Here is a 20,232-nt window from a genome sequence, read left to right as displayed (position 1 = left end):
GCGCCACAGTGCGTCCTATGAGAACGACACATGCCGCAAGACAACTCCCCTCTTTCACGCCACCCGTTCGTCTATCTCGCGTCGCAAAGCCCGCGCCGCCAGGAACTGCTCTCGCAGCTCAACGTGCGCTTCGAGCTGCTGCTGCCCCGTCCCGATGAAGACGCCGAAGCGCTCGAAGCCGAGCAGGACGGCGAAGCCGCCGATCACTACGTGCTACGCGTGTGCGTCGCGAAGGCGGAAGCGGCGCGCGCACGGCTCGTCGCGGGCGGCCATCGCGCCGCGCCGATTCTGGTTGCGGACACAACCGTCACGATCGACGGCGCGATCCTCGGCAAGCCCGATGACGTCGAGCACGCGGTCGACATGCTCGCGCGGCTCGCGGGCCGCGAGCACGAAGTGCTGACGGCGCTCGCCGTGATCGACGCCACGGGCGAGTTGCTGCCGCCCGCGCTGTCGCGCTCGACGGTGCGCTTTGCCGCCGCCCCGCTCGCCGCGCTGCAACGCTATGCCGAGAGCGGCGAGCCGCTCGGCAAAGCCGGCGCCTACGGGATTCAAGGCCGCGCAGCCGAGTTTATCGAGCGTATCGACGGATCCTATTCAGGTATTATGGGTCTGCCCCTTTTTGAGACCGCCGCGTTGCTGCGCACGGCTCGCGTCGAGTTCTAACAGACATGAACGAAGAGATTCTGATCAACGTCACCCCGCAGGAAACGCGCGTCGCGCTGATCCAGCAAGGCGCCGTGCAAGAGCTTCATGTCGAGCGCACGGTCGCGCGCGGTCGCGTCGGCAACGTGTATCTCGGCAAGGTCGTGCGCGTGCTGCCCGGCATGCAGTCCGCGTTCATCGACATCGGGCTCGAGCGCGCCGCGTTCCTGCACGTCGCCGATATCTGGCATCCGCGCATCGCGGGCGAATCGCAGGCTCAAACACCGCATCAGCCGATCGAGAAGATCGTCTTCGAAGGACAGACGCTGATGGTGCAGGTCGTGAAAGATCCGATCGGCACGAAGGGCGCGCGGCTATCCACGCAAGTGAGCATCGCGGGCCGCACGCTCGTGTATCTGCCGCAGGAGCCGCATATCGGCATCTCGCAGAAGATCGAGAGCGAAGCCGAGCGCGAAGCGATCCGCGCCCGCTTGACGGCCGTGCTGCCCGTCGACGAGAAAGGCGGCTACATCGTGCGGACGATCGCCGAAGATGCGACCAGCGAAGAGCTGGCGGCCGATGTCGCCTACTTGCGCAAGACCTGGACGACGATCGTGGCGCAAGCGCAGCGCCTGCCGCCGACCAGCCTGCTGTATCAGGACCTGAACTTGTCGCAGCGCGTGCTGCGCGACTTCGTCAACGACGAGACCACGCGCATCCAGGTCGATTCGCGCGAGACGCATCAGATGCTCGCGGAGTTCGCCTCCGAGTTCACGCCCGCCGTCAGCTCGAAGCTGCACCACTACACCGGCGAGCGGCCGCTCTTCGATCTGTACAACATCGAAGCCGAGATTCAGCGCGCGCTGTCACGGCGCGTCGATCTGAAGTCGGGCGGCTACCTGATGATCGACCAGACCGAGGCGATGACGACGATCGACGTCAATACGGGCGGCTATGTCGGCGCGCGCAACTTCGACGACACGATCTTCAAGACCAACCTCGAGGCCGCGCACACGATCGCGCGGCAGCTGCGGCTGCGCAATCTGGGCGGCATCATCATCATCGACTTCATCGATATGGAAAACGCCGAGCATCGCGATGCGGTGCTTGGGGAGCTGAAGAAGGCGCTCTCTCGCGATCGCACGCGGGTGACGGTGAATGGGTTCTCGCAGCTCGGGCTCGTCGAGATGACGCGCAAGCGCACGCGCGAATCGCTTGCGCATGTGCTGTGCGAGCCCTGCCCGGTTTGCCAGGGCAAAGGCCAAGTGAAGACCGCGCGCACGGTTTGCTACGACGTGCTGCGCGAAATCCTGCGCGAGTCGCGCCAGTTCAATCCGCGCGAGTTTCGCGTGGTCGCTTCGCAGCAAGTCATCGATTTGTTTCTCGACGAAGAGTCACCGCATCTCGCGATGCTGATCGACTTCATCGGCAAGCCGGTGTCGCTGCAAGTCGAGTCGAATTTGAGTCAGGAGCAGTACGACATTGTGCTGATGTAAAGCACATGTAAGATCAGCGTCACCTTTTTTGTCACGTTCCGAATAACTCAGGCAGAATTCATCGACCCTGCGCCACGCGCGCCCTGATTTGAACGATCTTGACGACTGTGGAGCAAATCTATGCGGCTCTTCAGAACGGGGGGCGCGGCCGTGACGACCGGGGTTGTCGTCGTCACGGCCCTCCTCACCGGCGGATGCGCCAATGCGCCGTCCATCAGCGTGCTCGGCGCTTACTTTCCTGATTGGCTGTTCTGCATCGTCGCAAGCGTCGTGCTTGCGGTCATTCTTTATGTCGTTCTGGCGCGGACGCGCAACACGCAGTGGCTGAGTCCGCCCGGGGTGGTCTACCCAACCCTCGTGACCTTCCTCGCACTCGTTGTCTGGCTGATTTTCTTTCAACGTTGAACCCGTGATGGGCAGATTCGATGGCGACAACCGTCAGCAAGCCACCTAAGAAGACATGGCCGGCCATCGTGCTGGTCGTGGTCACCTTGGCGCTCCTGATCTTCGTGATCTGGCTATTGGATCGCGCACCGCGCACCGACGACGCCTACGCCTACGCGGACACGATCGACGTCGTGCCCGAGGTCAACGGCAAGATCATCGAACTCGCCGTGCACGACAATCAGGCGGTCAAGCAAGGCGACCTCCTGTTTCAGATCGACCCGCGCCCGTACCAGGATGCGCTGACGCGCGCGAAAGCCTCGCTCGTCGCGCTCGACCGGCAAATCGAGCTCACTCAGCGCAGCGTCAACGCGCAGCAGTACAACGCCGAATCGGTGCGCGCCGCGGTCGAGCGCGCGCGAGCGGCCGCCAACCAGGCGGCCGATACGCTGCACCGCACCGAGCCGCTCTTGAAGCCGGGCTACGTGTCCGCCGAAGACGTCGACCAGGCGCGCACCGCACAGCGCGCCGCGGCCGCCGAACTCAGCGCCGCCCAACTGCAAGCGCAGCAGGCCGCGGCGGCGGTCAGCGGCGTGGATGCGCTCGTCGCGCAGCGCGCGGTCGTCGAGGCCGAAATCGCGATTGCCGAGCTCAACCTCGAATACTCGACGGTGCGCGCGCCGTTCGACGGCCGCATCGTCTCGCTCAAAACCTCGACCGGCCAATTCGCTTCCGCGCTCAAGCCGGTGTTCACGTTGATCGACACCCGCCATTGGTACGTCGTCGCGAATTTTCGCGAGACCGAATTGAAAGGCGTCCACGCGGGCACGCCCGCGACCGTCTATTTGATGAGCGACACGGACCAGCGCTTTCGCGGCACGGTCGACTCGATCAGCTACGGCGTGTCGTCCGACGAAGGCGGCCTCGCCCTGCCCGGCGAGCTGCCGCGCATTCAGCGCACGATCAACTGGGTGCACGTTTCGCAACGCTTTCCCGTCAAGATTCTCGTCGAGAATCCGAACCCGGACTTGTTTCGCGTCGGCACGTCGGCCGTTGCCGTGCTGCACCGTTCAAGCAGCGACGACGCCCATCACTGAGCCGCCGGCATGAACCTATCCGACTACGTTCCGGACCCGGTGCTCGATGCAGGCCGGTTTCTGCAGGCGGAATTCGCGCCGTTTCCCGGGCGCGCGAACGTCATGCTGCGCTCGGTGTTGACGAGCGCGATCGTGCTCGTGGCGTCGATGACGCTCGAAGTGCCCGAAGTCGCGCTGTCGCTCCTGGTCGTGTTTTACGTCACGCAATCGAATGTGGTGCTGACGAAGCTCGTGGGCGTGATGTTCATCCTCGGATCGACGCTCGCGATCGGCAGCTCGATCCTGCTTCTCAAGTTCACGTTCGATTACCCGCTGATCCGCATCGTCGTGGCCAGCGTGCTGCTCTTCTGCAGCGTCTATCTGATGCGGGTTCTGAAGATCGGCGTCGTGTTCTTCATCGTCGCGATCGTCGTCATCTACGTGCAGAGCTTCGTCGACCAGACCGATCAGGCGGAGCTCTTGGTCCGCGCCGTGCTGTGGGTCTGGGTCGCCGTGAACTATCCGATCGCGGTGACGCTCGTGATCAATACGCTGCTCTTGCCCGCCGAGCCGGCAGAGCAATTGAAGGCGGCCATGCACCGGCAACTGGCGGCGGTCGATGCGCGCCTCACCTATCTGATCGACGGTGGCGGGCGGCCCGAGCCCATCACGCCGTTCGCGATCCAGCAAGGCGCGATGACATTGCAGAAGCTGCTCAAATTCGTCGGGATGCGCGGTGCCGCGTCTCGCGAGGAGCAGGCTTATCAGCTGGCGTGCATCGCGACGGTGTCGCGCGTGTATCACGGCGCGAGCGAGCTGCCGATGGACCACCAGGACAGGCCTGCCGCGCAATTGCGGATCTTGAGCGCCTTGCGCGCGGAGTGTCGCGCGCTCGACGAGGCGATCGCCTCTGGCCACCCCTATCGAATCACCGCCACCACCGCACAGCAACCGCAAGACGTCACGGACGCGCCCGCCGCCGCAGGCGAAATGCAGCGTGCGCTGCGTGCGTTCGGCGATTTCGGCGCGCGCGGCGACGCCGCAGGCAATGCGCCCGCGAAAGAGCCGATGGTCGTCCCGGACGCGTTCACCAATCCCGTCTACGCGCGCTTTTCGCTAAAGACCTTGCTCGCCGTGCTGATCGGCTACGTCTTCTACAACGCGGTCGACTGGCAAGGCATCCACACCATCATGCTGACCTGCCTGATCGTCGCGCTGCCGAGCCTCGGGGCGTCGACGCAAAAAGCGCTGCTGCGCATCGGCGGCGCGCTCGGCGGCAGTGCGCTTGCGCTTTTCATGGTGGTCTTCGTGATCCCGCATCTCGACGACATCGTCGGGCTCTTGCTCGTCGTGTTGCCGGTCGTCGCGTTCGCCGCGTGGATCGCGGCCGGATCGGAGCGCATCGGCTACGCGGGCCTTCAGGTCCTCTTCACGTTCTCGCTGTCGCTGCTCGCGCAGTTCGGACCGACCACGAATCTCACCGAAATCCGCGACCGGATGGTCGGGATTCTGCTGGGCGTCGGCGTTTCGACGGTCGTCCAGGTCGCGTTCTGGCGGGAAGGCGAAAGCGACGTGCTGCGCCAGAAGCTGGCGTCGATGCTGCGTCCCATCGCCGCGTCGTTGCGCGCGCCGGTGACCGGCGCCGGGACGCCCGAGCAACTCGCCTATGCGCAGCAGCAATTGCGGACCTGGGCCGTGCTGACCGACTGCGAAGCGACGCTCACACGCGTCGCGCTCGAGCCGGGCTGGCAGGAAGGCGAGCAGGCGCAGATGACATTTCGCGCGCAAGCAGTGCTCGCTCAAGGGCGCGAAATCATGCTGGCCGGCAACGCGCTTCACAATGCGCTCGATACGCCCGAGGCGCGCGCAAGCCAAGACATGTCCGATACCGTGCGCGCGGTTCAGGAGCAGGCGGCTTCGCAGCTCGACCGCTACGCAGACGACTTGGCCTCGCACCCGCCCATCGCACTCGCTCCGCGCCTCATCGACGTTCCCGCGCGACCGGGCGACGCTTCTCCGACCGTGCTGCTGACCGGCGCGCGCCACCTCGCACGCGAGGTGGCGGGCCTGCCGGACTGGAACCTCGCCCCGCCGCCGCCCGCAACCCTGCGCGAGTCCGCCGAACATGATTAAGCGACAGCGTCCCTGGGGGTCTACGTTCTATCGCGGCCGCGTACTGACTGCGAGCTTCCTCTTATTGACCGCATGCTTGCTCGGCGCGCTAGCGGGCTGCGCGCTGATCCACACGAACGGCAAGCCCGACGCGCTGATTCAGCCCGACCAGATCCGCCTCGCCGACGACATCCATCTCGCGCGCGAAGGCTGGCCGTCCGCGCGCTGGTGGGCGGTCTACGGCGACCCGCAGCTCGACGCCCTGATCGACCGCGCGCTCGCCAATGCGCCGACGATGGTGATCGCGCGCTCACGGGTCGCGCAGGCGAAATCGAACGTCGAACTGGTCAAGGCGGGGTCCAGCCTGCAGGTGACCGCGCTCGCCCTGCTCGATCGCGAGCACGTGTCGGCCAATGGCTTTATCGGGCCGTTCGCGGGGAACAACCCGGCGCTCGGCATTTCCGGCCCCTGGTACACCGAAGGCATCGTCGGACTCGGCGCCAGCCTGAACGTCGACATCTGGGGCAAGCAGCGCGCGCTGGTGGCCGCGTCGCTCGGCGAGCACAACGCGCGGCTCGCGGAGGAATCGGCGGTCGAACTCGAAATCTCGACCGATGTCGCGCAGCTCTACTACGGCATCCAAACCACGTATGCGCTGATCGACTTGCTCGATCAATCCCGGCAAGTCGCGGCGTTCGCGGTGGAGACCCACGAAGCGCGCGCGACGCGCGGCCTGGAGCCGCGGACCCGGGTCGAAGAAGCGCGCGCGCAGCAATTTGCCGTCACGCGGCAGATCGTTGCGGCGCAGACGCAGGTCAAGCAGTTTCGCGAATCGCTGCGCGCGCTGATCGGCGCCGGGCCGGACACGTTGCCTGATATCGAACCCGTGCCGCTGCCGCAGCAATCGCAAGCGAGCTTGCCGGCGACGCTCTCCTACGATTTGCTCGCGCGGCGTCCCGACTTGCAGGCGATGCGCTGGTACGTCGAATCGTCGTTCCACCGGATCGACGCCGCCAAAGCCGCGTTCTATCCGAGCTTCGACATCAAGGCGTTCTTCGGCGTCGATGCGCTGCATCTCGGCGACCTGTTCACGCATGCGAGCCAGCAGATCAACTTCATTCCCGGGCTGTATCTGCCGATTTTCGACGGCGGCCGCCTCAACGCGAATTTGAGTGGCACGCGCGCGGTGAGCAACACGCTTATCGAGCAATACAACCAGGCGGTGCTCGACGCGGTGCGCGATGTCGCGCAGACCGGCAACCGGCTGCAGGATCTCGATACCGAAGCGCAATTGCAATCGCAAAAGGTGCAGGCCGTGACGTTCGTGCGCGACAGCGCCGAGGCGCACTACGCGCGCGGGCTCGGCAGCCGCTTCACGGCGATGGAAGCGCGCCTGCCCGTCATCGCCGAGCAGGCGGCGCTTCTCGACATCAACGGGCAAAGGCTCAGCCAGGAAATCGCGCTGGCGAAGGCGCTGGGCGGCGGCTATCGTGCCGATCCGCCAGTGGAATTGAAGCCGCGTTGAACGGCGCGGGCGGTATGGCGGCTGACTGCGATATGCCGTGTTTTTTGCAGCATGCCGCCGAGGTTCGTCTCACGCCGCCGCATACCCCAGATAAGCGGCCGCACTCCCCGCGAGCGCCAGCAGCTTTTCGTCATGCGTCGGCGCGCTCGGGATCAGATACAAATCGGCGACATCGGTGACAGGATCGCTGAACGGCGTCGGCGCATGGCGCTGAGCGGCCAGGAAGCCGCTGATCGGCGATGCGTCCGCCTACACGTTTACCCGTTGCCCTCGCGCGCTCCCCTTGTCGCGCGGGACCCATACCCGAGCGCTGAACCCGACTATAGACGCACGGCGTATTGCGCCCCCTCCCTCCACAGCATATTTTTCGTCACCCACAAACTAAGGAGACGCGCTGTGCTACCCGCTTCGATGCCGATCAACGTCGGCAATACCGCCTTCATGCTGCTGTGCGCGAGCCTGGTCATGCTGATGACGCCGGGGCTCGCGTTTTTCTATGGCGGCCTCGTCGAGCGCAAGAACGTGCTCGCGATCATGATGCAGAGCTTCATTTCGCTCGCCTGGACGACCGTACTCTGGTTCGCGTTCGGCTATTCGATGTGCTTCGGCCCGACGTGGCACGGCATCGTCGGCGATCCGACCTACTACGCGTTCCTGCGCGGCATCACGCTGCAAACGATGTTCCAGGGCAACGACGCCGGCATTCCTCTCGTCGTCCACGTCGCGTATCAGATGATGTTCGCGATCATCACGCCGGCGCTGATCACTGGCGCCTTCACGAACCGCGTGACGTTCAAGGCGTACTTCCTGTTCCTCACCGGCTGGCTCGTGCTCGTGTACTTCCCGTTCGTGCACATGGTATGGAGTCCGGAAGGACTGCTGGCGAAGTGGGGCGTGCTCGACTACGCCGGCGGCATCGTCGTGCACAACACGGCCGGCTTCGCGGCGCTCGCTTCGGTGCTTTACGTCGGGCGTCGTCATAGCGTCGAGCACAAGCCGCACAACGTGCCGCTGATCGCGCTCGGCTCGGGCCTGCTCTGGTTCGGCTGGTACGGATTCAACGCGGGCTCCGAACTGCGCATCGATGCCGTGACCGCTTCGTCGTTCCTCAACACCGACGTCGCCGCCTCGTTCGCGGCCGTCACATGGCTCTTGATCGAATGGCTGAACGCGCGGCAACCGAAGTTCGTCGGGCTCCTGACCGGATCGGTCGCGGGTCTCGCGACGATCACGCCGGCCGCCGGCTACGTCTCGCTCGACACCGCCGCGATCATCGGCGTGGCCGCCGGGCTCATCTGCTACTACGCGGTCGCGCTGAAGAACAAGCTCGGTCTCGACGATGCGCTGGACGTCTGGGGCGTGCACGGTGTGGGCGGCCTGACGGGCACGATCCTGCTTGGCGTGTTCGCGTCGAAGGCGTGGAATGCCAACGGCGCCGACGGCCTCTTGCTCGGCGGCACCGACTTTTTCTTCAAGCAATGCGTCGCGGTGATCGTCTCCGGCATCTGGGCGTTCGCGTTCACCTGGGGCATGCTGTGGCTGATCGATCGCGTGACGCGCGTGAAGGTCGGCGCGGAGGCGGCGCAGCGCGGGCTCGATACCGAACTGCACGGGGAAGTCGCCTATCTCGATGCGTGAGTCGATGCATGAAACGTGCGGCGCCAGGGCTCCGCTAGACATCCGTTCACGGATCGATTGAACCGCTGCGCTGCCTCATGGGACCATGGAGCAGCGCCGCTCTTACATTTGGTTACGCTTGCGGCGTCAGTGGTGCCAGCCGCCATGCCAGCAACAGCCGCCGACGATGCCCACGCTGACCGTCGGTCCATAGTAGTAGCCCGGATAGTAGTAGCCCGGCGCGTACCCGTAGCCCGGCGGTGGCGGCGCCACGACGCAGCCGGACAGTCCGCCGAGCAGCACGGCGGCGATCAGAAGTCTGCCCATAGTCGCTCTCCCAGTCGTTGTTTGTATTAGATAGACACGGGCGGCCCGCCGTTCGAGGGCGAATTGTGACTTGCGTAACGGCATATTTATTTCCGTCGGACGATAGGCGCGGCATCGAGCGCAGATCTCCCCTTCCCGGCTGACCGCTCCGCCCCCCTTTGTTCCCCGCGAGGATCACCTAGAATTTTTAGATGCAGGTGACTTCGATGGAGGCTGCCATGGCTGTATCGATAGAAAGCACAGTGGTAGGTCTGATCGTGCTGATCGTGGCCGCGATCCTCGTGACCTCGCACTACCGGCGCGAACATCATAGGGAACGGCTGCTCTCGCGGCTGGACGGGCATCGCCTCTGGGACCGGATGTGGCATCGGCACTGACTGAGAACGGAGACCAGCATGTCCGACGAACACGCGCAGTGGCAAATGGAAGCATACGAAGGATTCGAAATCCATGTGGCCCCGTTTGTGAAGGGCCAGCCTGAGAATCAGGCGCCGCAGCCCGGCGACCGCTATACCTACATCGGCTACGTCTGCCACCCGGGCGCGGACCCGAAGCTCCCCGGCCATTCGGTGCCGTTTCATGCCGACGGCGAAGAGACGTTCAAGAGCGCGGCCGACGCGTTGTACGAGGGCGTTCATATCGGGCGCAGCATCGTCGACGGGACGCACCCTGATTTGACCGTACTGCCGCTCGTGACGGGGGGCGTCTGAGCGGTACACAAGCAAAGGGCCTCGTCACGAGGCCCTTTGCATGATGGCGTCCGGTTGCGCCAGCTCGGACGCTAAGCGGGGACCCGCGCGCTACGCCGCCTGCTGCTGATACTGAATGCGATGCAGGTGCGCATAGAGCCCGCCATGCTGGAGCAGCTCGTCGTGACTGCCCTGCTCGACGATGCGCCCGCTTTCCATGACGAGAATGCGGTTCGCGCGCTCGATCGTCGACAGACGGTGCGCGATGACGAGCGTCGTGCGCCCCTTCATCAGCGTTTCGAGCGCGGCCTGCACATGGCGCTCCGATTCCGAATCGAGCGCCGAAGTCGCCTCGTCGAGAATCAGGATCGGCGCGTCCTTGTAGATCGCGCGCGCGATCGCCAGACGCTGGCGCTGTCCGCCCGACAGGCGCATGCCGTTGCCGCCGATCAGCGTATCGATGCCCTGCGGCATCATCGCGACCGCATCGGCGAGATTCGCAGCCCGCAACGCGGCTTCGACGCGCTCGCGGTCCGGCGCCTGCCCGTAGGCCACGTTGGCGGCGATCGTATCGTTGAACAGCACGACATCCTGACTCACCATCGCCATTTGGCTGCGCAGGTCGTGCACGCCGTACTCGTCGATCGGCACGCCATCGATCAAAATCTCCCCGCCGGTCGGCCAGAAGAAGCGCGGCAGCAGATTGACGAGCGTGGTCTTGCCGCTGCCCGACGGCCCGGCAAGCGCGACCATCTCGCCCGGCTTCACGGTGAACGACACGCGGTCGAGCGTCGGACGGTCGGTCGCGCCATAGTTGAACGACACGTCGCGGAATTCGATGTCGCCGCGCGCGTGTTCCAGCTTGCGGTCGCCGCCGGCCGGTTCGAGCGGCTCGTCGATCAGGCCGAAGATCAGCTCGCACGCGGTCATCCCGCGCTGCAGCGGCTGATTGACGTCGATCAGGTGCTTGAGCGGCGAAATGATCAGCAGCATCGACGTGACGAACGCGACGAAGCCGCCGACCGTCGTCTGATCGTGCACCGACTGCACGACCGCGATCGTGATGACGATCGCAAGCGCGATCGATGCGAGGAACTGCGTGAGCGGCTGCGCCAGGCCGCCGGCCACGGTCATCCGCATCTGATAGCCGCGCAGGCGCTTGCTCATCGCCGTGAAGCGGCGAGTCTCGTAGTCCTCGCCGTTGTGCACTTTCACGACCTTGTAGCCGCCCACGGTCTCCTCGACGATGTACGACAGGTCGTTGGTCAGCGACTGATGCTCGCGGCCGAGCCGCCGCAGACGCCGGCTGATCTTGCTCGTGATCCAGCCGATGCCGGGCAGGATCACCGCAACGATCAGCGTCAGGCGCCAATTCAGAATGAACAGGTAGCCGAGCAGGAAGATGACGGTGAGCGAATCGCGCACGAGCGTGATCAGCACGCTGATCAAAACGTTCAGGATCTGGTTCACCTCGAACACGATCGCGTTGATGATCGTGCTCGCCGTTTCGCGCTGGAAGAACGAGGTGCTCGTGTGGATCATGCGGTTGAACATGTCGAGCCGCATTTGCAGCAGGATGCGGTTCGACACGTACTGCAACAGGTAATTGGACGCGTACGACGAGACGCTGCGCACGAGCGCGAGGCCGATCACCGCGATCGGCACGAACCACACGGAGTGCTTGCTCGCGTTCGAGCCGAAGCCGTGGTCGAGCAGCGGCTTCAGGAGCGCGGGAATGCCGGCGTCGGTCGCGGCGCTGACCGCCATCGCGACAATGCCGAGCAGCAGCACGCCGATGAGCGGCCGGATGTACGGCCAAAGCCGCTTCATCACCGCGGACGTCGGCGCCCGCGCGGCGTCGGCGGGCTTTCTCAGAGTGGATTGGGTTTCCAAGGAATTCCCTTTAACTCCCGCTTACGCCCATTTCTCGTGAAGGTAAGCGGGGGTATTCGGACAGTGCGAAAAATCGAAGCATTATAGCTGTCCCGCCCTTCTTCGCCCGGCGGCCAAACGGTGTGGCCGGGCGAACTTGGCCGCCCGGTATACTCGCGCTCACCCAATCCCGATGCGACCCGATTCCGACGTGCAGCCAACGACCACCGCCTCCCCCGCCGCCCCGACCCTCGGCGTCGCCCTCATCGCGCACAATGCGGCGGGGCGGCTTGCGCAATGCCTCGCGGCGCTTGCCTTTGCCGACGAGGTCGTCGTCATCGACGGCGGCAGCACCGACGACACGGTATCGATCGCTCAAGCGCACGGCGCCCGCGTGATCGCCGAACCCGACTGGCCCGGCTTCGGCCCGCAAAAGAACCGCGCGGTAGCGGCGCTGTCGACGGATTGGATTCTCTCGATCGACACCGACGAAATCGTCTCTCCCGAGCTGGCGGCATCGATTCTCGCCGCGATCAGCACCCCTGGCGCACCCGGCGTCGAGGTCTTCGCGGTCGATCGTCTCTCGAGCTTCTGCGGCCAATGGGTGCGCCACAGCGGCTGGTATCCCGACTGGGTGCCGCGCCTCTTCAAGCGCGGCGCGGCGCGCTTCTCCGACGACCTCGTGCACGAGCGCCTCGTGTTCGAGGCACCGGCCGCGCGCCTGACCGGCAAGCTGATGCACTACTCGTACGAAGACTTCGAAACCGTGCTGCGCAAGCTCGACGCTTATTCGACTGCCGGCGCCCGCCAACGCCGCACGGCGGGCCAGCGCGGCGGTTTCGGCAAGGCGCTCGGGCGCGGCGCGTGGGCCTTCATCCGCACCTACCTGCTGCGGCGCGGCTTTCTGGACGGCCGCGCGGGGTTCATGATCGCCGTCTTCAACGCAGAGACCGTCTACTACCGGTTCCTCAAGCTCGGTTTGACTGGGCAGCGCAACGACCCGACCTGAATCGACCGAGTCTCGCCGCAAACGAGCCGGCTCGACGGCGGGCGGTACAATTCAGCCTGTTTTTTTGGCGCTCCGGCAGCTCAGCGCCTCGATGCCCCGGCGCATTGACGCGCCCACGACAACCGACACCCGATCTCGATGTTCTCAATCATCATCCCGACCTGGAACAACCTTCCCTATCTGCAATGCGTCGTCCAGAGCCTCCGCCAAAACTCGACGCACGAGCATCAGATCATCGTCCACGTCAATGACGGCTCGGACGGCACGCTCGCCTGGGTGCGCGAACAGGGCATCGAACACACGGCGTCGCCGGCCAATATCGGCATCTGCCACGCGGTGAATATCGCGGCGGCGCGCGCGACGCGCGAATACGTCGTCTACATGAACGACGACATGTACTGCTGCCCTGGCTGGGACGCCGCACTTGCGCGCCGCATCGAGCAGATGCCATCGGACCTGTTCCTGCTGTCGGGCACGATGATCGAACCGGTCGATACCGGCAATCCATGCGTCGTGGTGAAGGACTTCGGACGCGACGCGGACGCGTTCCGCGCCGCCGACCTGGTCGCCGCCGCCCCGCAGCTCGTACGCGCCGACTGGCGCGGCGCCACTTGGCCGCCGACGCTCGTGCACCGCGACTGGTGGCACAAGGTGGGCGGGTACAGCAGCGAGCTGAGCCCGGGCATGAGCAGCGACAACGATTTTTCGATGAAGCTGTGGGACGCGGGCTGCCGCGTGTTCCTCGGCGTCGGCGACAGTCTCGTCTATCACTTCCAGCAGAAAAGCACGGGCAAGATCGTCAAGAACGACGGACGCCGCCAGTTCCTGAACAAGTGGGGCATGACGCAGGCGACTTTCGACCGCTACTACCTGCGCCGCGGACAGCCGGTCGATCAGCGGCTCGAGGTGGCCGAGCCGGAGCAAACGGGGCGGCTCAAGCGCGCGCTGCTGAAGTCGCGCATCAAGCGCGCGTTCAGCTAGCGCGCCTAATGCGCAACACGGCACAACACGGCACAACACCGCGCTTCGCCGGCATCAAAGGGGCAGATGGTCGATCGGCAAAACGAGATAGGGCAGCCGCATAGCGTATACTTGTGCGCTTTCCGGACCGCAGCCCCGGCTGGATCGCAGCCCCGGCCGATTTTCGGGACGCATCGCTTACCTCAGCGTAAAGCGATGCGCCAACCCACGCTTCGCCCCACCGAACGTCAATGTCTACAGTCATGCAAAACGCTTCGCACCGCTTGACGGCTGCACGCGTCTTCGCGGTCACGGCCTTGTGCATGGTGCCCGTCTCGACGGCATTCACCAATATCGCCTGCGCGCTTTTCGCGCTCGCGCTCCTGAGCGCGCCGGAATTCTGGCGCAATCTGCCTTCGCTTCTTCGTCACGGCGCGGCAGTCTCCGCGCTGCTGCTGCTCGCGGCGCTGATGGCGAGCGTCGCGTATACGGTCGCGCCGAATCACGAAGCCTGGTCGTGGGTCGGCAAGTACGACAAATTGCTGCTGCTGCCGCTTGCGGTCATCGCGTTCAAGAACTCGAAGTGGGACGGCATCGTCCGCTGGAGCTGGTTCGTGACACTGTGCGTGATCCTGCTGCTGTCGACGACGAACTACCTCGGCCTGACCGCGATCGGCCCCGCGCACGCCACGCAACTGCCGCTCTCGCGCGCCTGGGTGTTCAAGAACCATATCGCGGCGGGCCTCTTCGGCGCCCTGCTGTTTCATCAGGCCATCGACCTCGCGCTGACGACGCGCAATGCCCGGGCCCGCATCCTGTTCGCCGCGATCGCGGCGCTGGCACTGGTCAACGTTTTCGTGATGCTGCAAGGTCGCACCGGGCAAATCATCGCGTTGATTTTCATGCTGTACACGGCGCTGCGCTTCGCATGGCGCAAGCATCAAGAATCGCCCATGCGCGCCGCGCTCTACGTCTGCGCCGTGATCGCCGCCGCGGGAATGCTGGTGGGCGTCGCGTGCACGATGAAGGGCGGACGCCTGCTGCAGGTGGCCACCGAAGTGAAGGAATACCGGCAGACCGACGCGATCACGTCCACGGGGCTGCGGCTCGAGTGGTACCACAAGTGCTTTGAACTGATTCGCGCACGGCCGCTGATCGGCTATGGCGCAGGCGGCCTCGGCGTCGAATTCGCGAAATTGAGCGCAGGAAAGACCGAGGCGCAAGGACTGCTCACGGCGAATCCGCACAACGAATATCTGCTGATGGCGGTGCAGCTCGGCGCAATCGGCCTGGCGCTGTTCGTCAATCTGCTCGTGCAGATCGCACGCGGCGCATTCGCACTCGATCCGCGCTCCAAACAATTGCTGCTCGGCTGGCTCACGGCGTTCGCCATCAGTTGCCTGGCGAACTCGCTCCTGCTGGATTTCGCGGAAGGACACTTGCTGGTCCTGCTCGCCGGCATTCTGCTTGGGTGCGGGTATCGCGCGCCCAGCGCGGTGAAAGCCACGCAAGGCGGCGCCGCGCCTGCACCGCGGCAAGCCTAGCGCCGCGGCATCACTGACCGCGCTGGCGGCCGAGCAGCGACGTATCGACGATCGCCTCGGCGGGTTGTGAAGCATGCTCGGCTTCGAGCGGCGGAGTGGGCAAACCGAGCATTTCCGCCGCGGCGCCAATCACGCGCCGCCCGCTGAGCGTCGTCAGACACTCGCTGTGGCTCTCGACATGGCGCTCGCACCCTTCGCCCTTGCACGGCACGCAATCGCCTTCCCCTTGCAAGAGATAGACATTCGCATGGCGCCCTGATCCGACCAAGGGCCAAGGGTCGACGCCTGCCGGCCAGCCGCACGGCCACGGGCCCCAACGGACCGGATCGGACGGGCCGAAGAGCGCGATCGTCGGCGTGCCGGTGGCGGCCGCGATATGCGTCGCACCCGTGTCGGGCCCCACGTAGAGCTTGGCGCCCCGAATCATTTCCGCGCTTTCGCCGAGCGACAACTGCCCCGCCATATTCAGCACCGGACCACCCGCCGCGGCGGCCACGCGCTCCGCGTACTCCCGCTCGGCCGCAGCCGGCCCGCCGCTCAACGCGATGGCATAACCCTGCGCGCGCAACCATCCGATCAGCTCGACCCAGCCCTCGATATGCCAGCGCTTGTACGCAAACATCGGGTACGGATGCAGGACGACGTAAGGCTGCCCGGGCAGCACGCCGGGCGGCGTGTGAATGCGCGCGTCGAACTGCGCGCGACGCTCAGGGTCGTCGCCGATGCCGGGAGCGACGACCTCGGCGCGCGGCTCGATCCCCACGAGCGGCGCCAGCGCCAAGGTGCTGTTCACGGTATGAACCGATTCGTGATGGTTGATGGCGATGCCATGCAACATGAATCGCACGAGCCACGTGACGCGGTTCGGATCGACCAGTCCGATACGCTTCTTGCCCGCAAACCAGGTGTAAAAGCGCGGCCGGTCGGAACTGACCGCCGCGCAGGCGAGATCGTAACGACGCCAAAGGCGCGCCGCATCAGCGAGGCGCTCGGAGAATCGCGCGCGCTGCGCGACGACGATCACGCGCCGCACGTCGGGATTGTGCTCGAGGATCCCCTCCGTGCCGCGAAACACGAGCATGTCGATCGGGGTGTCGGGCCATCGCGCCTTGAGCGAGCGCACGATCGGTGTGGTCAGCAGCACGTCGCCGATACGCCGCGTGACGACGACGAGAATGTTGCGCGGCGGACGAGAGGAGGAAAACAATGCGGCCACGTTCGGGGACTCAATAAACGATCTCGATCGCGCTTCCCGCAAATTCGCCGCGCAATGCCGCCAGCAATTCGTCGGTCGGCTTCACGCGCCACGCGTCGCCGAGGCGCACCTCACCCTCTGCGTGATCGCTGCGATAGACGATCTGCACAGCGAGGCCGTTCGGAATATTCACGGGGGCGCGCTGCCGGCTATCGCCACCTTGGCCTCCGCGGCCCGCCGGGCCGCCGCCGCGCGCCGGCCGCGCCGGAGCGGAAACCGCCGCCGGTTCGGCCACCACAGCCGGGCCCGCGCAATGCGCTTCGAGCACGCGCCGCAGCGCAACCGCGTCCGCATTGCCGTTCACCTGCAGCTTGACCGCCTGAGCGTAGCGGCTGCGCGCGCGCTGGAGATCCATCACCGTATCGACCGTAAAGCGGATGCCGCCCGTGAACGCATCGTTGCGCGCCTGCCCCGACACGACGAGCAGCTCGTCTTCCTTGAACAGCTCCTTATGTGCCTCGTACTGCTCGTTGAAGACCGTGACTTCGCACGCCCCGGTACCGTCGTCGATCAGCGCGATCAGCATCTTGCCGCGCTGGGTCATCTGCGTGCGCAGCGACGAGATGATGCCGGCGACCAGCTTGTCGCGGCCTTCCTTGAGCTCGCCGAGCTTCTGCCGCACGAAGCGGCGCACTTCGTCCTTGTAGGCGTCGAACAAGTGACCGGACAGATAGAAGCCCAGTGCACTCTTTTCTTCCTGCAGCTTCTTTTTCTCATGCCACGCGGGTTCGGCGACGAGCTCGTGGCCTTGCGAGGGCGCATCGCCCATGTCGAACAAGCCGGCCTGCATCGCGTTCGCGCTGGCCTGATCGGCGGCCTCCATCGCGAGCGGCACCGAGGCGATCAGTTGCGCGCGGTTGTCGTGGAGCGTATCGAAAGCGCCCGCGCGGATCAGCGCCTCGACCGTCCGGCGATTGACGACGCGGCGGTCGATACGCGCGCAGAAATCGAACAGATCCTGGAACGCCCCTTCTTCGCGCGCACGCAGGATTTCCTCGATCGCGTTCTGGCCGCTGCCCTTCACCGCGCCGAGCCCGTAGCGGATCGTGCGCGAGCGCTTGCCGTCGGCTTCGGCCACCGGCTCGAAGCGGTACGCCGAACGGTTGATGTCCGGCGGCAGCACGGCCATCCCGTTCGTGAGGCAGTCTTCGAAGAGGATCTTGACCTTGTCGGTATCGTCCATCGCCAAGCTCATGTTGGCTGCCATGAACTCCGCCGGATGGTGCGCCTTCAGCCACGCGGTGTGGTACGCCAGCAGCGCATACGCGGCCGCGTGCGACTTGTTGAAGCCGTAGCCCGCGAACTTCTCCATCAAGTCGAAGGTTTCGTCGGCTTTCTCGCGCGTGAGGCCGTTCTTCGCCGCGCCCTCGGCGAAGATCTCGCGGTGCTTCGCCATCTCCTCGGGCTTTTTCTTGCCCATCGCGCGGCGCAGCAAGTCCGCGCCGCCGAGCGAGTAGCCGCCGATGATCTGCGCCATCTGCATCACCTGCTCCTGATAGACCATGATGCCGTAGGTCTCTTTCAGAACAGGTTCGACGCGAGGATCGGGATACTCGACCACCTCGCGCCCGTGCTTGCGCGCGCAGAAGCTCGGAATCAGGTCCATCGGGCCTGGGCGGTACAGCGCCACGAGCGCGATGATGTCCTCGAAGCGGTCGGGCTGCGCGTCCTTCAGCATGCCCTGCATGCCGCGGCTTTCCAGCTGGAACACGGCGACCGTATTCGCTTTCTTGAGGATCGAGAACGAGGCGGGATCGTCGAGCGGCACTTGAGCCAACGACCAATCCTGCTTCGACGGATCGAGCCGGCGAATGTAGCGCTCGGCCCAATCGAGAATCGTGAGCGTGGTCAGACCCAAGAAGTCGAACTTCACGAGGCCGACGGCTTCGACGTCGTCCTTGTCGTACTGGCTTACGACGCCGCCGTCGTCGCCCTGCGTATAGAGCGGACAGAAATCGGTGAGCTTGCCGGGCGCGATCAGCACGCCGCCCGCGTGCATGCCGACGTTACGCGTGAGACCTTCGACGCGCTGCGCCAGCTCGAGAAGCTGCCGCACTTCGTCCTCGTTGTCGTTGCGCTCCTGCAGGAGCGGCTCTTCCTTCATCGCGTCGGCAATCGTCACGTGCTTGCCGGGCTTGAACGGAATCAGCTTCGCGACGCCATCCGTGAACATGTAGCCGAGATCGAGCACGCGGCCGATATCGCGCACCGCCGCCTTCGCAGCCATCGTGCCGAACGTCGCGATCTGCGAGACCGCGTCCGCGCCGTACTTCTCCTTCACGTACTGGATCACGCGATCGCGGCCGTGCTGGCAGAAGTCGATGTCGAAGTCGGGCATCGACACCCGTTCCGGATTCAGGAAACGCTCGAACAGCAGGTTGTAGCGCAGCGGATCGAGATCGGTAATCCCGAGCGCGTAGGCGACGAGCGAGCCCGCGCCGGAACCCCGGCCCGGACCCACCGGCACGCCGTTGTTCTTCGCCCAGTTGATGAAGTCCGCCACGATCAGGAAGTAGCCGGGGAAGCCCATCTTGATGATCGTGCCGCACTCGAAGTCGAGACGCTGGTAGTACGTGTCGCGCTGCTGGTCGCGCTCGGCCTGGTTCGGATAGAGCTGCTCGAGCCGCTCCTCCAGACCTTCCTTCGACAACTGCACGAGATAGTCGTCGAGCGACATGCCGTCGGGCGTCGGGAAGAGCGGCAGCTTCGGCTTGCCGAGTTCGAGCGTCAGGTTGCAGCGCTTTGCGATTTCGACGGTGTTCGCGAGCGCCGACGGAATGTCCGCGAACAGCGCGGCCATGTCCTCCTGCGTACGGAAAAACTGTTCGGTCGTGAAGCGCTTCTGACGGCGCGGGTTCGCGAGCATGTCGCCTTCCGAAATGCACACGCGCGCTTCGTGCGCGGTGAAGTCGTCGGGCGTCATGAATTGGGTGGGGTGCGTCGCCACCACCGGCAGCTTCAACGATGCGGCCAGCGCAACGGCCTGCTGCACGTATGCCTCGCCGCCCGGCTGACCGCAGCGTTGCAACTCGATATAGAACGCGTTCGGGAAGCGCTTGACCCAGCGCGCTGCGCAACGCTTCGCTGCTTCCTCGTTGCCGGCGGCAAGCGCCAAGCCGATATCGCCCTGCTGCGCGCCCGAGATCGCGAGCAAGCCTTGTTCGAGGCCGGATTCGAGCCACTCGGCCTCGATCTCCGCGCGCCCGCGATACTGGTTCGTGAGCCACGCCTTCGTGAGCAGCTCGCACAGATTGAGGTAGCCGCGGCGATCTTTGACGAGCAGGAGCAGACGCGAAGGCTTGTCGCGATCATCGGGATTGGTGATCCAGACGTCGCAGCCGGCAATGGGTTTGACCCCGTTGCCGCGCGCTTCCTTGTAGAAACGGACGAGACCGAACGCGTTGCCGAGGTCGGTCAGTGCGAGTGCGCCCTGGCCGTCGTCGGCGGCGGCTTTGACGATGTCGTCAAGGCGCACGATGCCGTCGGCGATCGAGAATTCGGAGTGGACGCGAAGATGGACGAAGCGGGGATCTGACATGGGCGCTATTGTACATCCGCCGTACATCCGCCCTTTGAGCGAAACGCGCCGAAAACGCTGCGTTGGCCGTTCGGACAAGGCTCCCTCGGAGCATGTATCGGCGCACGGCGGAAACCGGGAAGCGATCTGCGGCGATTAGCCATTCGGCCTAATGCGGGCTGATCGGCCGTTTGCGAGATAATA

General features: G+C 65.1%; 16 protein-coding genes. 12 read left to right on the top strand and 4 right to left on the bottom strand.

All coding sequences use genetic code 11. The features are described 5' to 3' along the window. The first annotated feature begins 30 nt into the window (after positions 1-30). The 7 genes from FAZ95_RS05745 (at position 31) to FAZ95_RS05715 (ending at position 8,876) form a co-directional block, all read left to right on the top strand. Complete coding sequence (locus FAZ95_RS05745; protein ID WP_137331569.1) at positions 31-666, top strand: Maf family protein; 636 nt, start codon at positions 31-33, stop codon at positions 664-666. Between the two features lie 5 nt (positions 667-671). Continuing rightward, positions 672-2,141 (top strand): ribonuclease G, encoded by a 1,470-nt coding sequence (gene rng, locus FAZ95_RS05740; RefSeq protein WP_137331568.1) that lies wholly within the window; start codon positions 672-674, stop codon positions 2,139-2,141. A 120-nt stretch (positions 2,142-2,261) separates the two neighbouring features. Further along, positions 2,262-2,546: a YtcA family lipoprotein gene (locus FAZ95_RS05735; RefSeq protein ID WP_137331567.1), complete on the top strand. Its 285-nt coding sequence runs from the start codon at positions 2,262-2,264 to the stop codon at positions 2,544-2,546. Positions 2,547-2,566: 20 nt separating this feature from the next. Continuing rightward, entirely contained in the window at positions 2,567-3,622 is a 1,056-nt protein-coding gene (gene mdtN, locus FAZ95_RS05730; RefSeq protein WP_137331566.1) for a multidrug transporter subunit MdtN, read from the top strand. Positions 3,623-3,631: 9 nt separating this feature from the next. Beyond that, positions 3,632-5,734 (top strand): FUSC family protein, encoded by a 2,103-nt coding sequence (locus FAZ95_RS05725; RefSeq protein WP_137331565.1) that lies wholly within the window; start codon positions 3,632-3,634, stop codon positions 5,732-5,734. Then, entirely contained in the window at positions 5,727-7,238 is a 1,512-nt protein-coding gene (locus FAZ95_RS05720) for an MdtP family multidrug efflux transporter outer membrane subunit (protein WP_137331564.1), read from the top strand. The genes FAZ95_RS05725 and FAZ95_RS05720 overlap by 8 nt, the downstream gene beginning before the upstream one ends. Positions 7,239-7,634: 396 nt before the next feature. Then, positions 7,635-8,876: an ammonium transporter gene (locus FAZ95_RS05715; protein WP_217497427.1), complete on the top strand. Its 1,242-nt coding sequence runs from the start codon at positions 7,635-7,637 to the stop codon at positions 8,874-8,876. 126 nt (positions 8,877-9,002) lie between these two features. On the opposite strand, the gene FAZ95_RS05710 is transcribed toward FAZ95_RS05715, so the two are convergent. Beyond that, the gene (locus tag FAZ95_RS05710) at positions 9,003-9,182 is read right to left on the bottom strand and encodes a hypothetical protein (protein WP_137331563.1); all 180 of its coding nucleotides are present in this window, start codon (positions 9,180-9,182) and stop codon (positions 9,003-9,005) included. Positions 9,183-9,400: 218 nt separating this feature from the next. On the opposite strand from FAZ95_RS05710, the gene FAZ95_RS39200 reads away from it, so the two are divergent. Beyond that, a complete protein-coding gene (locus FAZ95_RS39200) occupies positions 9,401-9,559 on the top strand; it encodes a hypothetical protein (RefSeq protein ID WP_175425526.1) in 159 nt (52 codons plus the stop codon). Between the two features lie 18 nt (positions 9,560-9,577). Further along, positions 9,578-9,892, top strand: coding sequence for a hypothetical protein (locus FAZ95_RS05705; RefSeq protein ID WP_137331562.1), 315 nt, complete (start codon positions 9,578-9,580; stop codon positions 9,890-9,892). Between the two features lie 90 nt (positions 9,893-9,982). Here FAZ95_RS05705 and msbA read toward each other — a convergent pair whose 3' ends face one another. After that, complete coding sequence (msbA, locus tag FAZ95_RS05700) at positions 9,983-11,764, bottom strand: lipid A export permease/ATP-binding protein MsbA (protein ID WP_137331561.1); 1,782 nt, start codon at positions 11,762-11,764, stop codon at positions 9,983-9,985. A gap of 190 nt (positions 11,765-11,954) precedes the next feature. Between msbA and FAZ95_RS05695 the strand changes: the two genes are divergently transcribed. The 3 genes from FAZ95_RS05695 to FAZ95_RS05685 all read left to right on the top strand — a co-directional run bounded on the left by FAZ95_RS05695 (position 11,955) and on the right by FAZ95_RS05685 (position 15,256). After that, positions 11,955-12,752: a glycosyltransferase family 2 protein gene (locus FAZ95_RS05695; protein ID WP_254699816.1), complete on the top strand. Its 798-nt coding sequence runs from the start codon at positions 11,955-11,957 to the stop codon at positions 12,750-12,752. 138 nt (positions 12,753-12,890) lie between these two features. Continuing rightward, the gene (locus FAZ95_RS05690) at positions 12,891-13,733 is read left to right on the top strand and encodes a glycosyltransferase family 2 protein (protein ID WP_137331559.1); all 843 of its coding nucleotides are present in this window, start codon (positions 12,891-12,893) and stop codon (positions 13,731-13,733) included. Positions 13,734-13,963: 230 nt separating this feature from the next. Continuing rightward, a complete protein-coding gene (locus FAZ95_RS05685; RefSeq protein WP_437437719.1) occupies positions 13,964-15,256 on the top strand; it encodes an O-antigen ligase family protein in 1,293 nt (430 codons plus the stop codon). Positions 15,257-15,266: 10 nt separating this feature from the next. Here FAZ95_RS05685 and FAZ95_RS05680 read toward each other — a convergent pair whose 3' ends face one another. Together FAZ95_RS05680 and dnaE are read right to left on the bottom strand one after the other, a co-directional pair. Continuing rightward, positions 15,267-16,472, bottom strand: a complete 1,206-nt coding sequence (locus tag FAZ95_RS05680) for a glycosyltransferase family 9 protein (protein ID WP_137331558.1) — start codon at positions 16,470-16,472, stop codon at positions 15,267-15,269. Between the two features lie 10 nt (positions 16,473-16,482). Beyond that, positions 16,483-20,058, bottom strand: coding sequence for a DNA polymerase III subunit alpha (gene dnaE / locus FAZ95_RS05675; protein WP_137334433.1), 3,576 nt, complete (start codon positions 20,056-20,058; stop codon positions 16,483-16,485). Positions 20,059-20,232 lie beyond the last annotated feature (174 nt).

The organism is Trinickia violacea (genome assembly GCF_005280735.1).
In the GTDB taxonomy this organism is placed as follows: Bacteria; Pseudomonadota; Gammaproteobacteria; order Burkholderiales; family Burkholderiaceae; genus Trinickia_A; species Trinickia_A violacea.
The sequence above is the reverse complement of the archived record's forward strand: the minus strand, read 5'-3'. Positions and strand labels throughout refer to the sequence as shown.